The sequence below is a fragment of the Enterobacter cloacae subsp. cloacae ATCC 13047 genome, from assembly GCF_000025565.1.
Classification (GTDB): Bacteria; Pseudomonadota; Gammaproteobacteria; order Enterobacterales; family Enterobacteriaceae; genus Enterobacter; species Enterobacter cloacae.
Genome location: NC_014121.1, coordinates 998,116 through 1,017,653, shown reverse-complemented (window position 1 = coordinate 1,017,653; position 19,538 = coordinate 998,116). Strand labels below are relative to the sequence as shown.

Annotated in this window: 17 protein-coding genes, 2 tRNA genes and 1 rRNA gene; 8 read left to right on the top strand and 12 right to left on the bottom strand. The window is 54.1% G+C overall.

The window, feature by feature from the left end:
- Positions 1-98: 98 nt before the first annotated feature.
- From ECL_RS04865 to gmhB, 4 genes are all read right to left on the bottom strand, one after another.
- Positions 99-174 (bottom strand) — tRNA-Ala (locus tag ECL_RS04865).
- Positions 175-210: 36 nt separating this feature from the next.
- Positions 211-287, bottom strand: a tRNA-Ile gene (locus ECL_RS04860).
- Between the two features lie 69 nt (positions 288-356).
- A 16S ribosomal RNA gene (locus ECL_RS04855) occupies positions 357-1,896 on the bottom strand.
- Between the two features lie 371 nt (positions 1,897-2,267).
- Positions 2,268-2,834, bottom strand: coding sequence for a D-glycero-beta-D-manno-heptose 1,7-bisphosphate 7-phosphatase (gene gmhB / locus ECL_RS04850; protein WP_013095680.1), 567 nt, complete (start codon positions 2,832-2,834; stop codon positions 2,268-2,270).
- A 188-nt stretch (positions 2,835-3,022) separates the two neighbouring features.
- Between gmhB and metN the strand changes: the two genes are divergently transcribed.
- The 6 genes from metN to proS all read left to right on the top strand — a co-directional run bounded on the left by metN (position 3,023) and on the right by proS (position 8,602).
- Positions 3,023-4,054 (top strand): methionine ABC transporter ATP-binding protein MetN, encoded by a 1,032-nt coding sequence (gene metN, locus ECL_RS04845; protein WP_013095679.1) that lies wholly within the window; start codon positions 3,023-3,025, stop codon positions 4,052-4,054.
- A complete protein-coding gene (locus tag ECL_RS04840) occupies positions 4,047-4,700 on the top strand; it encodes a methionine ABC transporter permease MetI (RefSeq protein ID WP_003856130.1) in 654 nt (217 codons plus the stop codon). The genes metN and ECL_RS04840 overlap by 8 nt, the downstream gene beginning before the upstream one ends.
- A gap of 41 nt (positions 4,701-4,741) precedes the next feature.
- Positions 4,742-5,557, top strand: a complete 816-nt coding sequence (metQ, locus tag ECL_RS04835; protein WP_013095678.1) for a methionine ABC transporter substrate-binding lipoprotein MetQ — start codon at positions 4,742-4,744, stop codon at positions 5,555-5,557.
- A gap of 106 nt (positions 5,558-5,663) precedes the next feature.
- Positions 5,664-6,068: an Rcs stress response system protein RcsF gene (gene rcsF, locus ECL_RS04830; RefSeq protein ID WP_023621752.1), complete on the top strand. Its 405-nt coding sequence runs from the start codon at positions 5,664-5,666 to the stop codon at positions 6,066-6,068.
- On the top strand, positions 6,065-6,772 hold the full coding sequence (gene tsaA / locus ECL_RS04825) for a tRNA (N6-threonylcarbamoyladenosine(37)-N6)-methyltransferase TrmO (protein ID WP_013095676.1): 708 nt from the start codon (positions 6,065-6,067) through the stop codon (positions 6,770-6,772). The genes rcsF and tsaA overlap by 4 nt, the downstream gene beginning before the upstream one ends.
- Before the next feature lie 111 nt (positions 6,773-6,883).
- Positions 6,884-8,602, top strand: coding sequence for a proline--tRNA ligase (gene proS / locus ECL_RS04820; protein WP_013095675.1), 1,719 nt, complete (start codon positions 6,884-6,886; stop codon positions 8,600-8,602).
- Between the two features lie 48 nt (positions 8,603-8,650).
- On the opposite strand, the gene nlpE is transcribed toward proS, so the two are convergent.
- From nlpE to ECL_RS04805, 3 genes are read right to left on the bottom strand one after another with little or no spacing between them, the layout of a single operon-like run.
- Positions 8,651-9,349 (bottom strand): envelope stress response activation lipoprotein NlpE, encoded by a 699-nt coding sequence (gene nlpE / locus ECL_RS04815; protein ID WP_013095674.1) that lies wholly within the window; start codon positions 9,347-9,349, stop codon positions 8,651-8,653.
- 33 nt (positions 9,350-9,382) lie between these two features.
- Positions 9,383-9,805, bottom strand: a complete 423-nt coding sequence (arfB, locus tag ECL_RS04810; protein ID WP_013095673.1) for an alternative ribosome rescue aminoacyl-tRNA hydrolase ArfB — start codon at positions 9,803-9,805, stop codon at positions 9,383-9,385.
- Positions 9,802-10,347, bottom strand: coding sequence for a YaeQ family protein (locus ECL_RS04805; RefSeq protein ID WP_013095672.1), 546 nt, complete (start codon positions 10,345-10,347; stop codon positions 9,802-9,804). The genes arfB and ECL_RS04805 overlap by 4 nt, the downstream gene beginning before the upstream one ends.
- A gap of 196 nt (positions 10,348-10,543) precedes the next feature.
- Between ECL_RS04805 and ECL_RS04800 the strand changes: the two genes are divergently transcribed.
- Both ECL_RS04800 and rof read left to right on the top strand, forming a co-directional pair.
- Positions 10,544-10,744 carry a YaeP family protein gene (locus ECL_RS04800; RefSeq protein WP_008501889.1) on the top strand — a complete coding sequence of 67 codons (201 nt, stop codon included), beginning with the start codon at positions 10,544-10,546 and terminating at the stop codon, positions 10,742-10,744.
- The gene (rof, locus tag ECL_RS04795) at positions 10,731-10,991 is read left to right on the top strand and encodes a Rho-binding antiterminator (RefSeq protein WP_044158886.1); all 261 of its coding nucleotides are present in this window, start codon (positions 10,731-10,733) and stop codon (positions 10,989-10,991) included. Before ECL_RS04800 ends, rof begins: the two co-directional genes overlap by 14 nt.
- A gap of 28 nt (positions 10,992-11,019) precedes the next feature.
- Here rof and tilS read toward each other — a convergent pair whose 3' ends face one another.
- The 5 genes from tilS to dnaE all read right to left on the bottom strand — a co-directional run bounded on the left by tilS (position 11,020) and on the right by dnaE (position 19,507).
- A complete protein-coding gene (gene tilS, locus ECL_RS04790; protein WP_044158883.1) occupies positions 11,020-12,306 on the bottom strand; it encodes a tRNA lysidine(34) synthetase TilS in 1,287 nt (428 codons plus the stop codon).
- 58 nt (positions 12,307-12,364) lie between these two features.
- Positions 12,365-12,754, bottom strand: a complete 390-nt coding sequence (locus tag ECL_RS04785; RefSeq protein WP_013095668.1) for a VOC family protein — start codon at positions 12,752-12,754, stop codon at positions 12,365-12,367.
- A gap of 65 nt (positions 12,755-12,819) precedes the next feature.
- The gene (locus ECL_RS04780; RefSeq protein WP_013095667.1) at positions 12,820-14,952 is read right to left on the bottom strand and encodes a lysine decarboxylase LdcC; all 2,133 of its coding nucleotides are present in this window, start codon (positions 14,950-14,952) and stop codon (positions 12,820-12,822) included.
- A gap of 100 nt (positions 14,953-15,052) precedes the next feature.
- Positions 15,053-16,012, bottom strand: a complete 960-nt coding sequence (gene accA, locus ECL_RS04775) for an acetyl-CoA carboxylase carboxyl transferase subunit alpha (protein ID WP_013095666.1) — start codon at positions 16,010-16,012, stop codon at positions 15,053-15,055.
- Positions 16,013-16,024: 12 nt separating this feature from the next.
- Positions 16,025-19,507, bottom strand: a complete 3,483-nt coding sequence (gene dnaE / locus ECL_RS04770; RefSeq protein ID WP_013095665.1) for a DNA polymerase III subunit alpha — start codon at positions 19,505-19,507, stop codon at positions 16,025-16,027.
- Positions 19,508-19,538: the final 31 nt, after the last annotated feature.

Here is a 19,538-nt window from a genome sequence, read left to right as displayed (position 1 = left end):
TTTCAATTTTCAGCTTGATCCAGATTTTTAAAGAGCAAAGCTTCGCAGTGCACCTTTTCAGGTTCACTCTGAAGTTTTCTTGTGTTCGCAGTAAAAGATGGTGGAGCTATGCGGGATCGAACCGCAGACCTCCTGCGTGCAAAGCAGGCGCTCTCCCAGCTGAGCTATAGCCCCATCGTTTGCAACCTCTTCAAATTTGCTGTGCAAATTTGGTAGGCCTGAGTGGACTTGAACCACCGACCTCACCCTTATCAGGGGTGCGCTCTAACCACCTGAGCTACAAGCCTGTAGAGGTTTTTACTGCTGTTTTTCATCAGACAATCTGTGTGAGCACTACAAAGGCAGGTTCTTTAAGGTAAGGAGGTGATCCAACCGCAGGTTCCCCTACGGTTACCTTGTTACGACTTCACCCCAGTCATGAATCACAAAGTGGTAAGCGCCCTCCCGAAGGTTAAGCTACCTACTTCTTTTGCAACCCACTCCCATGGTGTGACGGGCGGTGTGTACAAGGCCCGGGAACGTATTCACCGTAGCATTCTGATCTACGATTACTAGCGATTCCGACTTCATGGAGTCGAGTTGCAGACTCCAATCCGGACTACGACGCACTTTATGAGGTCCGCTTGCTCTCGCGAGGTCGCTTCTCTTTGTATGCGCCATTGTAGCACGTGTGTAGCCCTGGTCGTAAGGGCCATGATGACTTGACGTCATCCCCACCTTCCTCCAGTTTATCACTGGCAGTCTCCTTTGAGTTCCCGGCCGGACCGCTGGCAACAAAGGATAAGGGTTGCGCTCGTTGCGGGACTTAACCCAACATTTCACAACACGAGCTGACGACAGCCATGCAGCACCTGTCTCACAGTTCCCGAAGGCACCAATCCATCTCTGGAAAGTTCTGTGGATGTCAAGACCAGGTAAGGTTCTTCGCGTTGCATCGAATTAAACCACATGCTCCACCGCTTGTGCGGGCCCCCGTCAATTCATTTGAGTTTTAACCTTGCGGCCGTACTCCCCAGGCGGTCGATTTAACGCGTTAGCTCCGGAAGCCACGCCTCAAGGGCACAACCTCCAAATCGACATCGTTTACGGCGTGGACTACCAGGGTATCTAATCCTGTTTGCTCCCCACGCTTTCGCACCTGAGCGTCAGTCTTTGTCCAGGGGGCCGCCTTCGCCACCGGTATTCCTCCAGATCTCTACGCATTTCACCGCTACACCTGGAATTCTACCCCCCTCTACAAGACTCCAGCCTGCCAGTTTCGAATGCAGTTCCCAGGTTGAGCCCGGGGATTTCACATCCGACTTGACAGACCGCCTGCGTGCGCTTTACGCCCAGTAATTCCGATTAACGCTTGCACCCTCCGTATTACCGCGGCTGCTGGCACGGAGTTAGCCGGTGCTTCTTCTGCGGGTAACGTCAATTGCTGCGGTTATTAACCACAACACCTTCCTCCCCGCTGAAAGTACTTTACAACCCGAAGGCCTTCTTCATACACGCGGCATGGCTGCATCAGGCTTGCGCCCATTGTGCAATATTCCCCACTGCTGCCTCCCGTAGGAGTCTGGACCGTGTCTCAGTTCCAGTGTGGCTGGTCATCCTCTCAGACCAGCTAGGGATCGTCGCCTAGGTGAGCCGTTACCCCACCTACTAGCTAATCCCATCTGGGCACATCTGATGGCAAGAGGCCCGAAGGTCCCCCTCTTTGGTCTTGCGACGTTATGCGGTATTAGCTACCGTTTCCAGTAGTTATCCCCCTCCATCAGGCAGTTTCCCAGACATTACTCACCCGTCCGCCACTCGTCACCCGAGAGCAAGCTCTCTGTGCTACCGTTCGACTTGCATGTGTTAGGCCTGCCGCCAGCGTTCAATCTGAGCCATGATCAAACTCTTCAATTTAAAAGTTTGATGCTCAATGAATTAAACTTCGTAATGAATTACGTGTTCACTCGTTGAGACTTGGTATTCATTTTTCGTCCGAGGACGTTAAGAATCCATGTCACTTTGAGTGCCCACACAGATTGTCTGATAAATTGTTAAAGAGCAGTTGCGACGCGCTTCAGCGCTCTGTCGCGAGGTGGCGTATATTACGCCTTCCTCTTTCAGAGTCAACCCTGAATTTCAGGATTTTTTCTCTTCAACCGACCGGGCTGTTTGTGGAGTGATTCACATCCGCCGTGTCGATGGAGGCGCATTATAGGGGGCCTCCGGGGAATGACAAGCGGAAATATGCATTTTTATTTCAACCGCTCATCTTTTCGCCAAAAAGCCTATTTTTGGTGCTTTTTGATCGCTTCAGGCAGATCGGCCAGGCTATTAATCACCCAATCCGCTGCAGTCTCTGCTTCTGGCGTCACGGGTTTGCCGGTGCGAACTAATACTTTGGTACCCACACCCGCCGCGGTTGCCGCCTGCATATCTTCCATTTTATCGCCCACCATATAAGAAGCGGCCATATCAATATGCAGAAATTCCTGCGCCGAGATAAACATCCCCGGGTGCGGCTTACGGCAATCACAGGTCTGGCGATACTCTTCTACCGTTCCCTGCGGGTGATGAGGACAATAATAGATGCCATCAAGATCAACACCGCGGTCGGCAAGAGACCAGTCCATCCATTCCGTCAGCGTTTCGAATTGCGCTTCGGTAAATTTGCCACGCGCAATACCAGACTGGTTGGTGACAACCACCAGCGCATAGCCCATCTCTTTTAGCTGGCGCATGGCATCGATAACGCCTTCGATAAATTCGAACTCATCAATCTCGTGAACATAACCGTGATCCACATTAATAGTGCCATCACGATCGAGAAAAATTGCGGGTACTGATTTTGCCACCGGTTTGCTCCTGAAAAAGGCGTGTTCAGCTAGTATCTCATGAATCGCAGCGCAATAAAGTGCTCATCGCACAGAGTTGGATTGATTTAGACGTCTGGATGCCTTAACATCCGTTTTGTTTACGGGCATCACCCGTATCTGGCAGACGAAAATGCCACGGCTAACTTACATACGATAAAAATAATCTAATGATTAAACTTTCCAATATCACCAAAGTGTTCCAGCAGGGGAACCGAACCATTCAGGCGCTGAACAATGTCAGCCTGCATGTTCCTGCTGGTCAGATTTATGGCGTCATTGGCGCATCGGGTGCAGGTAAAAGTACACTGATCCGTTGTGTTAACCTGCTTGAGCGCCCAACCCAGGGCAGCGTAGAAGTTGGCGGACAAGAACTGACCGCGCTCTCAGAAAAAGAACTGACCAAAGCGCGTCGCCAGATTGGCATGATCTTCCAGCACTTTAACCTGCTGGCGTCACGCACGGTGTTCGGCAACGTCGCCTTACCGCTGGAGCTCGACAACACGCCTAAAGATGAGGTTAAGCGTCGCGTAACCGAGCTGCTGGATCTCGTGGGTCTGGATGATAAACATGATAGCTACCCGGCTAATCTGTCTGGCGGACAAAAACAGCGTGTAGCCATTGCCCGTGCGCTGGCAAGCAATCCCAAAGTGCTGCTGTGCGATGAAGCCACCAGCGCATTAGACCCGGCCACCACCCGTTCTATTCTGGAACTGCTGAAAGACATTAACCGTCGTCTCGGCCTGACGATCCTCCTTATTACCCACGAGATGGATGTCGTGAAACGCATCTGTGACTGTGTTGCCGTGATCAGCAACGGTGAACTGATTGAGCAGGACACGGTAAGTGAAGTGTTTTCACATCCTAAGACCCCGCTGGCGCAGCAATTTATTCAGTCCACACTGCATCTGGATATTCCGGAAGATTATCTGGAACGTTTGAAAACCGAACCCACGACGGACAGCGTCCCGATGCTGCGAATGGAGTTCACCGGTCAGTCCGTTGATGCCCCGCTGCTTTCCGAAACCGCGCGCCGCTTCAATGTGAACAACAACATCATCAGCGCGCAGATGGATTACGCCGGTGGCGTGAAGTTCGGCATCATGCTGACGGAAATGCACGGCACACAAGAAGAAACCCAGGCGGCAATTGCCTGGCTGCAAGAACATCACGTAAAAATAGAGGTACTGGGTTATGTCTGAGCCGATGATGTGGCTGCTGGTTCGCGGCGTTTGGGAAACGCTGGCAATGACCTTTGTATCCGGTTTCTTTGGTTTTGTGATTGGCCTGCCGGTCGGCGTACTGCTGTACGTGACGCGTCCGGGTCAAATCATTGAGAACGCGAAGTTGTACCGTACGCTCTCTGCGCTGGTGAACATCTTCCGTTCTATCCCGTTTATTATTCTGCTGGTATGGATGATTCCATTCACCCGCGTGATTGTCGGCACCTCTATTGGTCTGCAGGCGGCCATTGTTCCCCTGACGGTTGGCGCCGCGCCGTTTATCGCGCGTATGGTGGAAAACGCCCTGCTTGAAATTCCAACCGGGTTGATCGAAGCTTCCCGCGCAATGGGCGCCACACCGATGCAGATCGTGCGCAAGGTTCTGCTGCCGGAAGCACTGCCAGGCCTGGTGAATGCGGCAACCATTACGCTAATCACCCTGGTCGGTTATTCCGCGATGGGCGGTGCCGTTGGCGCTGGCGGTTTAGGCCAGATTGGTTACCAGTACGGCTATATTGGTTATAACGCTACCGTAATGAATACCGTTCTGGTATTGCTGGTTGTACTGGTTTATCTCATCCAGTTCTCTGGCGATCGCATCGTCCGGGCTGTTACGCACAAATAACGTTACACACAACACAAACTCGACGAGTTAAGGATAAAAACATGGCGTTTAAATTAAAGACCTTTGCTGCAGCAGGCGCGCTGATCGGCTCTCTGGCACTGGTGGGTTGTGGTCAGGACGAAAAAGATCCAAACCACATTAAAGTGGGCGTTATCGTGGGTGCAGAACAACAGGTTGCTGAAACCGCTCAGAAAGTGGCAAAAGAGAAGTATGGCCTTGATGTTGAGCTGGTGACCTTCAACGATTACGTTCTGCCGAACGAAGCGCTGAGCAAAGGCGATATTGACGCCAACGCCTTCCAGCACAAACCGTACCTGGATCAGCAGATTAAGGATCGCGGCTACAAACTGGTTGCGGTGGGTAACACCTTCGTTTACCCAATCGCGGGCTACTCCAAGAAGATTAAATCGCTGGACGAACTGCAGCCAGGCTCTCAGGTTGCTGTGCCAAACGATCCAACTAACCTGGGCCGCTCCCTGCTGCTGCTGCAGAAAGTGGGCCTGATTAAACTGAAAGACGGCGTTGGCCTGCTGCCGACCGTTCTCGACGTGACCGAGAACCCGAAAAATCTGAAAATTGTTGAGCTGGAAGCGCCACAGCTGCCACGCTCTCTGGACGATGCGCAGATCGCCCTGGCTGTTATCAACACTACCTACGCCAGCCAGATTGGCCTGACCCCGGCAAAAGACGGCATCTTTGTGGAAGACAAAGATTCCCCGTACGTTAACCTGATCGTGACCCGTGAAGACAACAAAGACGCGGAAAACGTGAAGAAATTCGTTCAGGCTTATCAGTCTGAAGAAGTTTACCAGGAAGCCAACAAAGTGTTTAACGGCGGCGCGGTTAAAGGCTGGTAATCTGACCTCAGTGTAATATCATCAAGACGGGCTTCTGCCCGTCTTGTCATTTGTGCAGTCAACTGATTCAATATCTGACGTTTTGATTATCCACTGAGGAATTATTATGCGTGCTTTACCGATCTGTCTTTTAGCACTGATGCTGAGCGGCTGTTCTATGCTAAGCAGATCTCCAGTTGAACCCGTTCAAAGCACTGCAACCCCGCCAAAAGCAGAGCCCGTTAAACCTAAAGCGCCTCGCCCTGCGCCGGTACGTATCATTACCAAAGCAGACGACCTCGTGGGCAAGCCTTTCCGTGAGCTCGGTGAGGTGAGCGGTGAATCCTGTCAGGCTACCAATCAGGACTCCCCACCCAACATTCCGACAGCCCGTAAACGTATGCAGATCAACGCGGCCAAAATGAAAGCTAACGCGGTACTGTTGCACAGCTGTGAGGTCACCAGCGGGACACCAGGCTGCTATCGTCAGGCGGTGTGTATTGGTTCGGCGCTGACCATTTCGGCGAAATGAGTGCCTTTCATTTCGAACAGATAGGCGTTATCCGCTCTCCTTACAAAGAGAAGTTTGCCGTGCCACGCCAGCCGGGTCTGGTCACCAGCGGCAGCGGTGAACTTCACTTGATTGCGCCCTATAATCAGGCCGATGCGGTGCGCGGGCTTGAGGCGTTCAGCCATTTATGGGTTGTTTTTGTGTTTCACCAGACGATGGACGGTGGCTGGCGTCCTACGGTGCGCCCTCCTCGTCTGGGCGGAAATGCCCGGATGGGGGTATTCGCGACTCGCTCAACCTTTCGTCCAAACCCGATCGGCATGTCGCTGGTTGAACTGAAAGGAATACGCTGTCAGAAAGATCAGGTGATACTGGAGTTAGGCAGCCTTGACCTGGTTGATGGCACCCCGGTTATCGACATTAAACCCTATCTGCCTTTTGCCGAAGCGTTGCCAGATGCCCGGGCCAGCTACGCCCAGCAAGCACCGCAGGCGGATATGCCTGTTGACTTTACGCCAGAACTGCTTACGCAAATTGGCCAACTGGAAAAGCGCTATCCCCGTTTGCGGGACTTTATCGTAGACGTTCTGGCGCAGGATCCGCGTCCAGCCTACCGTAAAGAAGAGGAAGCCGGGAAAACCTACGCCGTATGGCTGCTGGATTTTAATGTCCGCTGGCGCGTGACAGAGACCGGTTTTGAAGTGTTTGCCCTGGAACCCAGGTAATTTTCTTCTCCTCTCTTTTGGCATCTTTGCCACACTGGTAAACTAAACCACTTTTTTGTGTCAGGCTGGCGTTTCAGCCTGTTCCAATCGTCGAAATGGAACCGTAACAACATGCGTACTAGCCAATATCTGCTCTCCACACTGAAGGAGACACCTGCCGACGCCGAAGTCATCAGCCATCAGCTGATGCTGCGCGCCGGGATGATCCGCAAGCTGGCCTCCGGGTTGTACACCTGGCTGCCGACCGGCGTGCGCGTCCTGAAAAAAGTCGAAAACATCGTGCGTGAAGAGATGAATAACGCCGGTGCTATCGAGGTGTCCATGCCCGTGGTTCAGCCCGCTGACCTGTGGCAGGAGAGCGGCCGTTGGGAGCAATATGGCCCTGAACTGCTGCGCTTCGTTGACCGTGGCGAGCGTCCGTTCGTCCTCGGCCCGACGCATGAAGAAGTGATCACCGATCTGATTCGCAATGAGCTGAGCTCTTACAAACAGCTGCCGCTGAACTTCTTCCAGATCCAGACCAAGTTCCGTGACGAAGTTCGCCCACGTTTCGGCGTTATGCGTTCTCGCGAATTCCTGATGAAAGATGCTTACTCTTTCCATACTTCTCATGAATCTCTGCAAGAGACCTACGACAAAATGTACGAGGCTTACAGCAAAATCTTCTCCCGCATGGGTCTGGATTTCCGTGCTGTGCAGGCCGATACCGGCTCTATCGGTGGTAGCGCGTCCCATGAGTTCCAGGTTCTGGCGCAGAGCGGTGAAGACGATGTGATCTTCTCTGACTCCTCTGACTACGCGGCAAACATTGAATTTGCTGAAGCTCTGGCACCAAAAGAACCACGCGGCGCGGCAACCCAGGAAATGACGCTGGTTGACACGCCAAATGCCAAAACCATTGCCGAGCTGGTTGAGCAGTTTGCGCTGCCGATCGAAAAAACCGTTAAAACGCTGCTGGTGAAATCCACAGAAGGCAGTGCATACCCGCTGGTTGCCCTGCTGGTACGCGGTGATCACGAGCTGAACGAAGTGAAAGCTGAGAAGCTGCCACAGGTTGCCAGCCCACTGACCTTCGCAACGGAAGCGGAAATCCGCGCCGTCGTAAACGCAGGCCCAGGCTCTCTGGGTCCGGTGAATATGCCTGTGCCTGTTGTGATTGACCGCACGGTTGCGGCGATGAGCGACTTCGCTGCAGGCGCTAACATTGATGGTAAACACTACTTTGGCATCAACTGGGATCGCGATGTGGCAACGCCAGAAGTGGCGGATATTCGCAACGTTGTTGCAGGCGATCCAAGCCCGGATGGCCAGGGCACCCTGATGATTAAACGCGGCATCGAAGTGGGCCATATCTTCCAGCTGGGCGATAAATATTCCCGTGCGCTGAACGCTGCCGTTCAGGGTGAAGATGGCCGTAACCAGATCCTGACCATGGGTTGCTACGGTATCGGGGTCACGCGCGTGGTGGCTGCGGCGATTGAGCAGAACTACGACGAGCGTGGCATTGTCTGGCCGGATAACATCGCGCCGTTCCAGGTGGCGATCCTGCCAATGAACATGCACAAGTCTTACCGTGTGCAGGAGCTGGCTGAGAAACTGTACGCAGAGCTGCGCGCGCAAGGTATCGAAGTGCTGATGGACGACCGTAAAGAACGTCCGGGCGTGATGTTTGCTGATATGGAACTGATTGGTATTCCTCATACCATCGTTATCGGTGACCGTAACCTCGACAGCGACGAGATTGAATATAAATACCGTCGTAGCGGCGAAAAACAGATGATCAAGACCGGTGATATCCTTGATTACCTGGTAAAAGCCATCAAAGGTTAAATAAAAAACCCCGCTCAGGCGGGGTTTTTTCATGGCGCAAAGCCAGCGTTATTTACTGTTACAGTCTTTGCCTGCCGCGAACTTCGCATCTTTATCTGCCACAAGGGTTTTCACCAACTCGCCGCTATCCGGGTTTGGCTCCAGCGTAAAGTGACCGTCGACCGTCAATAATACCGGCTTACTGTCATTTCCGCGTGCGACCGCATAATCCCGTTCCAGCTGGGCATTGTTCGCCACGCTCACTTTCTTACCCGTTGCGCAGTCTGTAAAGATGGCCGCATCAGCCATATAGAAATACATGCCCCGCATCGGCATCGGCGTGGCCGGCAGCGCCGCTTTCACCGGAGCCAGCGTGTAGTTGAACTGGGATTCAATCGGGTTGCCTTCACGGTCGAGCATCTCCATCCCCTCGCCTTTGGCGCGGAAATACGTTTTCTCGCCGCTCGTATCGGTCAACACCAGTTTCTCGGCCGTGCGTGCCCATGTCCCGTAAGTCGCAAAAGAGGAGGGTTCTTTCGCGCCCTGATACCGCTGATTCATGACCCACGTACCGTCTTTTTGCAGGAACAGCGACGTCTCAATACCTTCACAGTCGGCACAAGGCAGTACGCCGCGCCAGCTCTGCTGCATTGGCTTTAACTCTTCATTCTGCGTGGGCTGCAGGACCTGCGTTTCCGAACGGTTGTTACATCCGAAAAGCGCAAAGAGCGTACTCACTGCCAACGCTGACCATAATGCTTTTTTCACAATGAATTCCTTATGAAATAGTGTTCCTTTTCGTCAATCCAAAGGGCGACGAACTTTACCGCGTAGTGCTTTCACTGTGGATTTCTGAGCCTTTGACGACAACCGACGCTCTTTCGATGCGCGGGTTGGCCGCGTTGCCCGACGGCTTTTTTGCACCGTAGTTAATTCTTTTATCACCGCCACCAGTCTGGCCATAGCCGCTTCCCGGTTTAACTCCTGGCTACGGTACTCCTGCGCCTTGATCACAATGACACCGTCACTGGTGATCAGATGATGGCTGGCAGCGAGCAGACTTTCCTTATAATACTCTGGCAGGCTTGAGGCCCGAATGTCAAAGCGCAAATGGATAGCGGTTGAAGCCTTGTTAACGTGCTGTCCCCCCGCCCCCTGCGCACGGATGGCGGTGATCTCCAGCTCATTGTCCGGGATGCTGACGTTTCGGGACAACACGATCATGAAGCAGGCTGCCACGCCGCCAGATGAATTTCCAGATTATTCTGAGAGTCAGAAAGCCAGATTGCACCGTCCTGGATCGTCGCCTGCAGAGTCATCGTCCGGCTGGCAAATTCGCTCAGCTGCGCCAGTTGTTCATCATCCAGATACCAGACCGTAAGGTTTTTAAACTGACCGCTCTTGCTCTTGTTTTGCTGCCACCAGATTTCCGCAGCGCGTTGGTTGTACGCGAATAGCGCCACTTCCGCAGACTGGGTACACGCCTTTTTGAGGCGGCGCTCATCCGGCAGACCAAGTTCAATCCATAAATCGATACCCAGATGATCGTTACGCAGCCAGGCTTCCGGCTCGTCTTCTGCGCTTAAGCCACGGGTAAACTGCAGACGCTCGTCGGCATATTTAATCCACGCCAGCAGGCGCAGCATCATGCGCTCCTGGGTTTCAGAGGGGTGACGCGCCAGCGTCAGTGACGCATCCAGAAACTGGTTGCGGTCAAGGTCAGCCACATTGACCACCGCTTTATAAATTGTCGCTTTCAGCGCCATGGGATAACTCCTTTCGAATCAGGCGCACATTGTAGCGAAAACAGCAGCAAAAGGCTGTTACGCCGTGATGAATACGGCGCCATCAAGGCTCTGATATTGCTTAAATGAGTATGGTATAGTCACCTTGCTAAACCGAGTTTATCTTCGTAGGCTTAATGATATCTCACAGTAAGTCAGTGCGCTGGCGGGAGGGGATGTGAATAATTATTGTGAGCTAATTCGCAAACGGTATGCGGAAATCGCCAGCGGAGATCTGGGATATGTCCCGGATGCGTTGGGCTGTGTATTGAAAGTGCTTAATGAAGTGGCCTCTGATGAGAGCCTTTCAGAATCGGTCAGGGAAAAAGCAGCGTATGCTGCGGCGAATTTACTGGTGAGCGATTATGTCGATGAATGATACTTATCAACCCATCAATTGTGATGACTATGACAACCTCGAACTCGCCTGCCAGTATCATTTAATACTGACGCTGGAGTTAAAAGATGGCGAAGTGTTGAAGGCGAAAGCCAGCGACCTGGTTTCACGTAAGAATGTGGAATATCTGATAGTGGAAGACGCCGGTGCGACGCGTGAGCTACGCCTGGACAAAATTGCCAGCTTCAGCCACCCGCAAATCGGCACCGTCGTGGTGAGCGAATCCTGATGACACTAACGGGCAGCCTGGCTGCCCGTTACGTTTTCCACTCCAGACTCACGCCCGATTCTGCCCAGCCCTCTTCTGTAATGAATACCCCTGCCGCCGCAATCAGTGTTTCACCGTAAAAAAGTAACGGCGTGGTATCGCGCAACCAGGGCGGCACATTGCACTCCTGCCAGATTTTTTTGAGCTTCCTTCCACCGTTACGTCCGACAATGTGCAGCATACCGCTGGCCTTAAAGCGCACGGTGACCGGTTCTTCGGCTTTCGGTAAACGCACATGGCCTGGCGTCTCCAGAGACAAGCTTCCCATATCCCAGGGCAACAGCAGCGGTTTCGCAGGCGATGGCCAGCCGAGCACCACATCTGCAAGCGAGGGGGTCGATTTCACCCACCACAGCTGGCCTTTATAGCGCCTGACGTCAAAACCGTTCAGGTGCACGCACGGCGTTGCATCCTCCCGCGCCTGGGCGACTTCGTCCCAGATACGTCCCAGCATGGCACGCGATGGCATCGTTGCACGGTGAGAGGCCAGCCAACGGCGCAGCAGCGCGGCCCGACGAACCGGACTCATCGCTTCCAGCGGTGCGATCGCCAACGCCCCGTTTACCGAAATCAGTTCAGCCAGTTCTTCACTCAGCAGTTCATCCAGCAGGCTCTCCTGTTCGGCACACAGCAGGGCGCTTCGTGCTGTTGCGTCTGCAAAGTGCGGCCAGCGTGCGGTCAGTAACGGCAAAACACGCAGACGCAGGAAATTACGATCGTAGCCATCGTCCTGATTGCTCTCATCTTCAATCCAGCTCAGCTGATATTGCTGCGCCCAGGCTTCCAGCGATGCGCGCGACTCGCCAAGCAGCGGACGCAATAATTGCGTCCCGGCAAAATCAGAGCGTTCAGGCATGGCGGAGAGCCCCGCCGGGCCACTTCCCCGTTTTAACGCCAGCAAAAAGGTTTCGCATTGGTCGTCAAGGTGCTGTGCCGTGACCAGCGCTTCGCCGGGCTGTAATGCCGCGGTAAACGCGGCATAGCGCGCTTTACGCGCGTGCGCTTCAATACCGAGCCCCTCATCTCTGAGCACTACCCGTTTAATCTCAAGCGGGATCGCCCATGCGGAACACACCGCTTCACAATGCGCAACCCAGACGTCGGCATGAGGACTCAGCCCATGATGGATATGCATCGCCCGGAGCTGAACGTCAGGCTGTTGATCGCGCCAGAGCTTGAGGCGATGGAGCAACACCGTGGAATCCAGGCCACCGCTAAATCCCACCAGCAGCTGGCGGTACGGTGAAACGGCTTGCGCAATAGCGGGTAGGGTCATAGAGAATTACACATAAAAAATGCCCGAACAGAGCGGGCATTATCACACAGGATGGCGCTTACTGCTGGTAAAGCTCCAGCGGAAGACCGTCCGGATCGTTGAAAAAAGTAAAACGCTTGTCGGTAAACGGATCGACACGAATCGCTTCGCACTTCACGCCATGCTCTTCAAGATGTTTTACCGCACGGTCAAGATCGTCCACGCTAAAAGCCAGATGGCGCAGGCCGCAGGCTTCCGGACGGGACGGACGCGCAGGCGGGAAAGGAAAAGAGAACAGTTCAATCACATACTGCCCGTTTAACGCCAGATCGCCTTTCCAGGAGTCGCGCTCCACACGATAGGCCTCGCTTAACAGCGTAAAGCCCAGAATGTCGCAATAAAAGGCCTTACTTTTGGCGTAATCGGTGGCAATGATCGCAATATGATGAACCTGTTTTAAACCCAGCATAGCTTCTCCTTTTTATGATGCCTGAACGTTACAACCGAAAACCCGCACCTGGCAAGCAGCCACCTTTATTTTAGGACTCGCACCCAGTAAACCCCATTTTCATCACGTTTCGCACCGTGGATATCCGTCTCGAAGCCCGGGTAGTGACGCCCCACAGAACAGAGCATCAGCAGAAAATCGAGCACCGCACGGCTCTCTTCGGTGATCATCTCTCCCGGCATCAGCAGCGGTACGCCCGGCGGATAAGGCAGGATCATATTGGCCGAGACGCGTCCCACCAGATTTTCCAGCTCAACGGTTTCTACCTCCCCTTTCACCTGTCGCTGCCAGGCTTTATGCGGCGTCAGTTTCATCTCAGGCAAGACGTCAAATGCCTGCAGCATCAGGCGCGGCAGATCGTGCTGGCGGATCAGTTTGTGGATCCCCTGGGCCAGATCCTGTATACGCATATTGCGATAAAAGTCAGGATCCTCCGCATAGAGATCCGGCAGCATGTTCTTCACCCGCAGGTTCAGATCGTACGCACGCTTAAACTCCATCAGCCCACGTAGCAGACCCATCGCGCGGGTTTTATCAATCCCAATGCTGAACAGGAACAACAGGTTATACGGTCCGGTTTTCTCCACCACCACGCCGCGCTCATCAAGGAATTTCGCCACCAGCGCGGCCGGAATGCCTTCATCGCTCATGTTGCCCTGTTCATCCATCCCCGGCGTCAGGATGGTCACTTTTACCGGGTCGAGGAACATGTGGTCGGCATCGGCATCACGGAAGCCGTGCCACTCTTCACCCGGCGCGACCGGCCAGCACTCCGCCTCGTCAATCTCTTCCGGCTGCCAGATATCAAAGAACCAGCCCTCAGCCTCATCTTTTAACCGCTGAACCTCTTTGCGGAAATGCAGCGCGCGCTCCACAGAGCGATTGATAAGACGTTTACCCGGATTGCCGCGCAGCATCGCCGCAGCCGTTTCAATGGAGGCCACCAGCGGATAACTTGGTGAGGTGGTGGTGTGCATCATAAACGCTTCGTTAAACGTCTCTTCGTCGTACTCACCTTTGATATGGATAAGCGAGGCCTGGGAAAACGCAGCCAGCATTTTGTGCGTCGATTGCGTTTCGAAAAACACTTTGTCCGGCACACGTTCGCCACTCATTCCACTTTTACCCGCGTAGATGGGGTGAAAATTGGTATAAGGCACCCACGCGGAATCAAAGTGGATCGAGGGGACATCCAGCGTCTGTTTGATCCAGTTGGTGTTATACAGCAATCCGTCATAGGTGGAGTTGGTGATCACTGCGTGGATCGGCCAGCTTGCGCCGGGGATCGCCGCCACCTTATTTTCTATGGCTGAATGGGTGAATTCACGGCGCGGAATTCCCCCCAGGATCCCCAGCGCGTTACGCGTGGGTGACAGCCAGAGCGGCACGACATCGCTCATCATCAGCAGATGCGCCAGCGACTTATGGCAGTTACGGTCGATGAGTAACGTACTTCCGGCCGGGGCGGCATACATGCCGACGATTTTGTTTGACGTCGACGTACCGTTGGTCACCATATAGCTCTGCTCGGCCCCAAAGGTGCGGGCAATGTACTCTTCGGCTTCCAGATGTGGACCGGTGTGATCCAGCAATGAGCCAAGCTCGGTAACCGAAATCGATACATCCGCTTTCAGGGTGTTGCCGCCGAAGAAATCATAGAACAGGCAACCAACCGGGCTTTTTTGATAAGCCGTCCCCGCCATATGACCTGGCGTGCAAAAGGTGTACTTCCCTTCCTTCACATAGGTAAACAGCGCCCGGGTAAACGGTGGCGTGATGTTATCCAGATACTCGCCGGTATATTGCTGAATGCGGGCCGCAATATCTTCGGCCACGCCGAGTGAGTATTCGAAAAACCACAGCGCCATCCGCATATCCTGGGCACTGACGTCCATGGTCGAGTGGGTATTGATAAACGCATACAGCGGGAGATATTCATTCAGTTTGTTGATATCGCTGCACAGCTCCAGGTCGTACTCATCCCAGTCGAAGATCACGCCACAGATCCGCGGGTTGTGCTCAATGAACTTCAGCAGGTCAGCGCTGTTGTGCGGCCAGATCAGCTGATAGCCACGTGACTGCAGGGCCTGCTCCAGCTCCTTGATGGGCTCATCTTTATAAAAGACGCCGTGTGGCCCCATAATGGCAATAATATTCACGGGCTTCCTCCTTAAAAAACATTAGCTAAGCATAGCCAGGGTAAACCGCAGGTATAAAAAAAGCCGCAACAGTGTGCGGCTTTTCAGATAATTGTGAAGCTTACGCGTAACCGTAGGTCATCAAACGCTGGTAACGACGATTGAGCAGGTCTTCTTTGCTCAGCACATCCAGGTCCGCCAGATCGGCCAGCAGCTGCGCTTTCAGGGAAGCGGCCATCACTTCCGGCTTACGATGCGCACCACCCAGAGGTTCAGGGATGACGGTATCGATCAGCTTCAGCTCTTTCAGGCGTGGGGCAATGATGCCCATCGCTTCTGCAGCCAGAGGCGCTTTATCGGCGCTCTTCCACAGGATAGAGGCACACCCTTCCGGAGAGATAACGGAATAGGTGCTGTACTGCAGCATATTCACTTTATCGCCCACGCCAATCGCCAGCGCACCACCGGAACCACCTTCACCGATGACGGTACAGATGACAGGCACCTTCAGGCGAGACATCTCACGCAGGTTACGTGCGATGGCTTCAGACTGACCGCGCTCTTCTGCGCCCACGCCTGGGTAAGCACCCGGGGTGTCGATAAAGGTGATGATGGGCATATTGAAACGCTCAGCCATCTCCATCAGACGCAGGGCTTTACGGTAGCCTTCTGGTGCCGGCATACCAAAGTTACGACGGATCTTCTCTTTGGTTTCACGGCCTTTCTGATGGCCAATGATCATCACCGGACGTCCATCCAGACGAGCGATACCGCCGACGATAGCTTTATCGTCAGCGTAAGCGCGGTCGCCTGCCAGTTCGTCAAATTCGTCAAACGCCAGGCGGACATAATCCAGGGTGTACGGACGCTGTGGGTGACGCGCCAACTGGGCGATCTGCCATGCGCCGAGATCGGCAAAGATTTTGCGCGTCAGTTCTACGCTTTTTTCGCGCAGACGATGCACTTCTTCGTCGATGTTAATATCCAGTTTTTCATCCTGACGGCTTACCGCTGTCAGAGAATCGATTTTCGCTTCCAGCTCAGCAATCGGCTGTTCGAAATCAAGGAAATTCAGACTCATAGTATTCCTGTATTAGTCAAACTCCAGTTCCACCTGCTCCGAACCAATGAGGCCACGGAGATCGTTCAGTAAACGATCGCTCGGAGAGACACGCCACGTTGCACCAAAGCGCAACCGCGCACGTGCATCCGCCCTCTGATAGTAGAGATGTACTGGAATTGTCCCCGAGCGGTGGGGTTCCAGAGACTGACGGAGTCGGTTTAAAAGCTGGTCATCAATTTGCCTGTCCGTCAGCGAGATAGCAAGCCCGCGAGCATATTTTTCCCGGGCTTCGTCAATGTCCATCACTTCGCGGGCGGTCATTTTAAGCCCCCCGCTGAAGTCATCAAAGCTGACCTGTCCGCTGACGATAAGTATGCGGTCTTTTTCCAGCAATTGCTGGTATTTATCCAGCGCGTCGGTGAATAACATCACCTCCAGACGCCCGGAACGGTCATCCAGGGTACAGATGCCGATACGATTGCCGCGCTTGGTGACCATAACCCTTGCAGCAATCACGAGCCCCGCAGCCGTGGTGATTTTACCACGTTCTGTCGGATGCATGTCTTTCAGCCTGTAGCCTCCGACATAGCGCTCAATTTCTTTGATGTACTGGTTGATCGGGTGCCCCGTCAGGTACAAGCCTAACGTTTCACGCTCACCATCCAGCACCACCTGTTCTGGCCACGGCAGACAGCTGGCGTAAGACTGCTCGATCTGCTCTGGCTCTTCCGCCAGCACGCCGAACATGTCCGCCTGGCCAATGGCTTCCGCTTTTGCGTGCTGATCCGCGGCTTTCAGCGCGTCGCCAAGCGAGTTCATCAGCGCGGCGCGGTGCGGCCCCAGCCTGTCGAACGCACCGGACATGATCAGTTTTTCCAGCACGCGGCGGTTCAGTTTTTTGGTATCGGTACGGGCGCACAGATCAAACAGCTCGCGGAAATAACCACCGTTATTACGCGCTTCGATGATTGCCTCGATCGGCCCTTCACCTACGCCTTTGATCGCGCCGATCCCGTACACGATCTCTCCATCGTCGTTAACGTGGAAATGGTAAAGACCCGAGTTAATGTCCGGCGGCAGGATCTTCAGTCCCATGCGCCAGCACTCATCCACCAGGCCAACCACCTTCTCGGTGTTATCCATATCGGCGGTCATTACCGCCGCCATAAATTCAGCGGGATAGTGCGCCTTCAGCCACAGGGTTTGATACGACACCAAAGCATAGGCGGCAGAGTGCGATTTGTTAAATCCGTACCCGGCGAATTTCTCCACCAGGTCGAAGATTTTCATTGCCAGCTCGCCGTCAATGCCGTTTTTCTTCGCGCCATCTTCAAAAATAGAGCGCTGCTTGGCCATCTCCTCCGGCTTTTTCTTACCCATTGCACGACGCAGCATATCCGCGCCGCCGAGGGTATAGCCGGAGAGCACCTGAGCAATCTGCATGACCTGTTCCTGATACAGGATGATGCCGTAGGTTGGCTCCAGTACCGGCTTCAGGCTTTCGTGCTGCCACTGAACGTCCGGGTAGGAAATCTCTTCCCGACCATGCTTACGGTCGATAAAGTTATCTACCATCCCCGACTGCAGCGGTCCCGGACGGAACAGCGCCACCAGTGCGATCATATCTTCGAAGCAGTCAGGCTGCAGACGTTTAATCAGATCTTTCATGCCGCGGGATTCAAGCTGGAAGACCGCGGTGGTCTCCGAGCGCTGCAGCATGTCGAAACTTTTCTTGTCATCCAGCGGGATGGCCGCGATATCCAGCGGCGGCTCGCCGTTCTTCTCGCGGCGGGCGTTGATCATCTCCAGCGCCCAGTTGATGATGGTAAGCGTACGCAGACCGAGGAAGTCGAACTTCACCAGCCCGGCGTATTCAACGTCGTTCTTATCAAACTGGGTAACCGGGTGCTGCCCCGCTTCGTCACAATAGAGCGGCGCAAAGTCGGTAATTTTGGTCGGGGCGATAACCACACCACCCGCGTGTTTACCGGCGTTACGCGTGACGCCTTCCAGCTTACGCGCCATGTCAATCAGCGCTTTGACTTCTTCGTCAGCTTCGTAGATTTCCGGCAGCTGCGGCTCGGCTTCAAACGCTTTTGCCAGCGTCATCCCCGGATCGGGCGGCACCAGCTTAGAGATGCGATCGACGAAGCCGTACGGATGCCCCAGCACGCGGCCCACGTCGCGGATAACCGCTTTCGCCGCCATCGTACCGAAGGTAATGATCTGCGAAACCGCGTCACGGCCATACATATCCGCCACGTGCTCAATAACCTGGTCACGTTTTTCCATACAGAAGTCGACGTCGAAGTCGGGCATGGAGACACGTTCCGGGTTAAGGAAACGTTCGAATAGCAGGTCAAATTCCAGCGGATCGAGGTCAGTGATCTTAAGCGCATAGGCCACCAGTGACCCGGCACCGGAACCACGTCCTGGACCAACCGGCACGCCGTTATCCTTCGACCACTGGATAAACTCCATTACGATCAGGAAGTAGCCCGGGAAGCCCATCTGGTTGATAACCTGAAGTTCGATATCCAGGCGCTCGTCATACTCCGGACGGCGTTTTTTACGCTCTTCTTCATCCGGGAAAAGGAATTCAAGACGTTCTTCCAGACCTTCTTTGGATTTCATGACCAGGAAGTCTTCCGTGGTCATTTCCCCGGTCGGGAACTGCGGCAGGAAATACTCACCCAAACGCACGGTAACGTTACAGCGCTTGGCGATTTCAACGCTGTTTTCCAGCGCTTCCGGGATGTCAGAGAAGAGTTCACACATCTCCTCTTCGCTGCGCATGTACTGCTGAGCAGAATAATTACGCGGGCGCTTGGGATCGTCGAGGGTGAAGCCATCATGGATCGCCACGCGAATCTCGTGAGCGTCGAAATCCCCGGCCTCAAGGAAGCGTACATCGTTGGTTGCCACCACGGGCAGCCCGCGCGCTTCCGCAAGCGCGACAGCGGCATGGAGATAACTCTCTTCATCCGGGCGACCGGTGCGGATCAGCTCCAGATAATAACGATCCGGGAAGTACTCTTCATAGAATGATACGCACTGATCCACCAGCGCACTATTGCCGCGCAGCAGGCATTTGCCCACATCACCCATGCGGCCGCCGGAGATCAGCAATAGCCCTTCGTTCAGCTCCGCCAGCCAGTCCCGGTCAATCCATGGCCCCAGGGCGCCGTAGCCTCGCTGGTAGGCTTTGGAGATAAGCAGGGTGAGATTCTGATAACCCGTGTTGTTCATCGCTAACACGGAAATTTGCGTCATTTCGTCGCCGAGCAGTTCGCTCTGCACATGAAAATCAGCTCCGACGATGGGTTTCATCCCCGCACCATGCGCCGTTCCGTAGAACTTCACCAGACCACACAGGTTGGTAAAATCGGTGATCGCCAGCGCAGGCATACCCAGTGAGGCCGCCTTTTTTACCAGCGGCCCGGTTTTCGCCAGCCCATCGATCATGGAGTAGTCGCTATGCACCCGCAGGTGTACGAAACGTGGTTCAGCCATCTTCAGATTCCGCGTTACTTAATTGCTTGCG

Excerpts from the sequence above, each read along its gene's own strand:
- metN (WP_013095679.1), top strand. The coding sequence starts at position 3,023 with ATGATTAAACTTTCCAATATCACCAAAGTGTTCCAGCAGGGGAACCGA.
- ECL_RS04840 (WP_003856130.1), top strand. The coding sequence starts at position 4,047 with ATGTCTGAGCCGATGATGTGGCTGCTGGTTCGCGGCGTTTGGGAAACG.
- metQ (WP_013095678.1), top strand. The coding sequence starts at position 4,742 with ATGGCGTTTAAATTAAAGACCTTTGCTGCAGCAGGCGCGCTGATCGGC.
- rcsF (WP_023621752.1), top strand. The coding sequence starts at position 5,664 with ATGCGTGCTTTACCGATCTGTCTTTTAGCACTGATGCTGAGCGGCTGT.
- tsaA (WP_013095676.1), top strand. The coding sequence starts at position 6,065 with ATGAGTGCCTTTCATTTCGAACAGATAGGCGTTATCCGCTCTCCTTAC.
- proS (WP_013095675.1), top strand. The coding sequence starts at position 6,884 with ATGCGTACTAGCCAATATCTGCTCTCCACACTGAAGGAGACACCTGCC.
- arfB (WP_013095673.1), bottom strand. The coding sequence starts at position 9,805 with ATGATCGTGTTGTCCCGAAACGTCAGCATCCCGGACAATGAGCTGGAG.
- ECL_RS04805 (WP_013095672.1), bottom strand. The coding sequence starts at position 10,347 with ATGGCGCTGAAAGCGACAATTTATAAAGCGGTGGTCAATGTGGCTGAC.
- rof (WP_044158886.1), top strand. The coding sequence starts at position 10,731 with ATGTCGATGAATGATACTTATCAACCCATCAATTGTGATGACTATGAC.
- tilS (WP_044158883.1), bottom strand. The coding sequence starts at position 12,306 with ATGACCCTACCCGCTATTGCGCAAGCCGTTTCACCGTACCGCCAGCTG.
- ECL_RS04785 (WP_013095668.1), bottom strand. The coding sequence starts at position 12,754 with ATGCTGGGTTTAAAACAGGTTCATCATATTGCGATCATTGCCACCGAT.
- accA (WP_013095666.1), bottom strand. The coding sequence starts at position 16,012 with ATGAGTCTGAATTTCCTTGATTTCGAACAGCCGATTGCTGAGCTGGAA.
- dnaE (WP_013095665.1), bottom strand. The coding sequence starts at position 19,507 with ATGGCTGAACCACGTTTCGTACACCTGCGGGTGCATAGCGACTACTCC.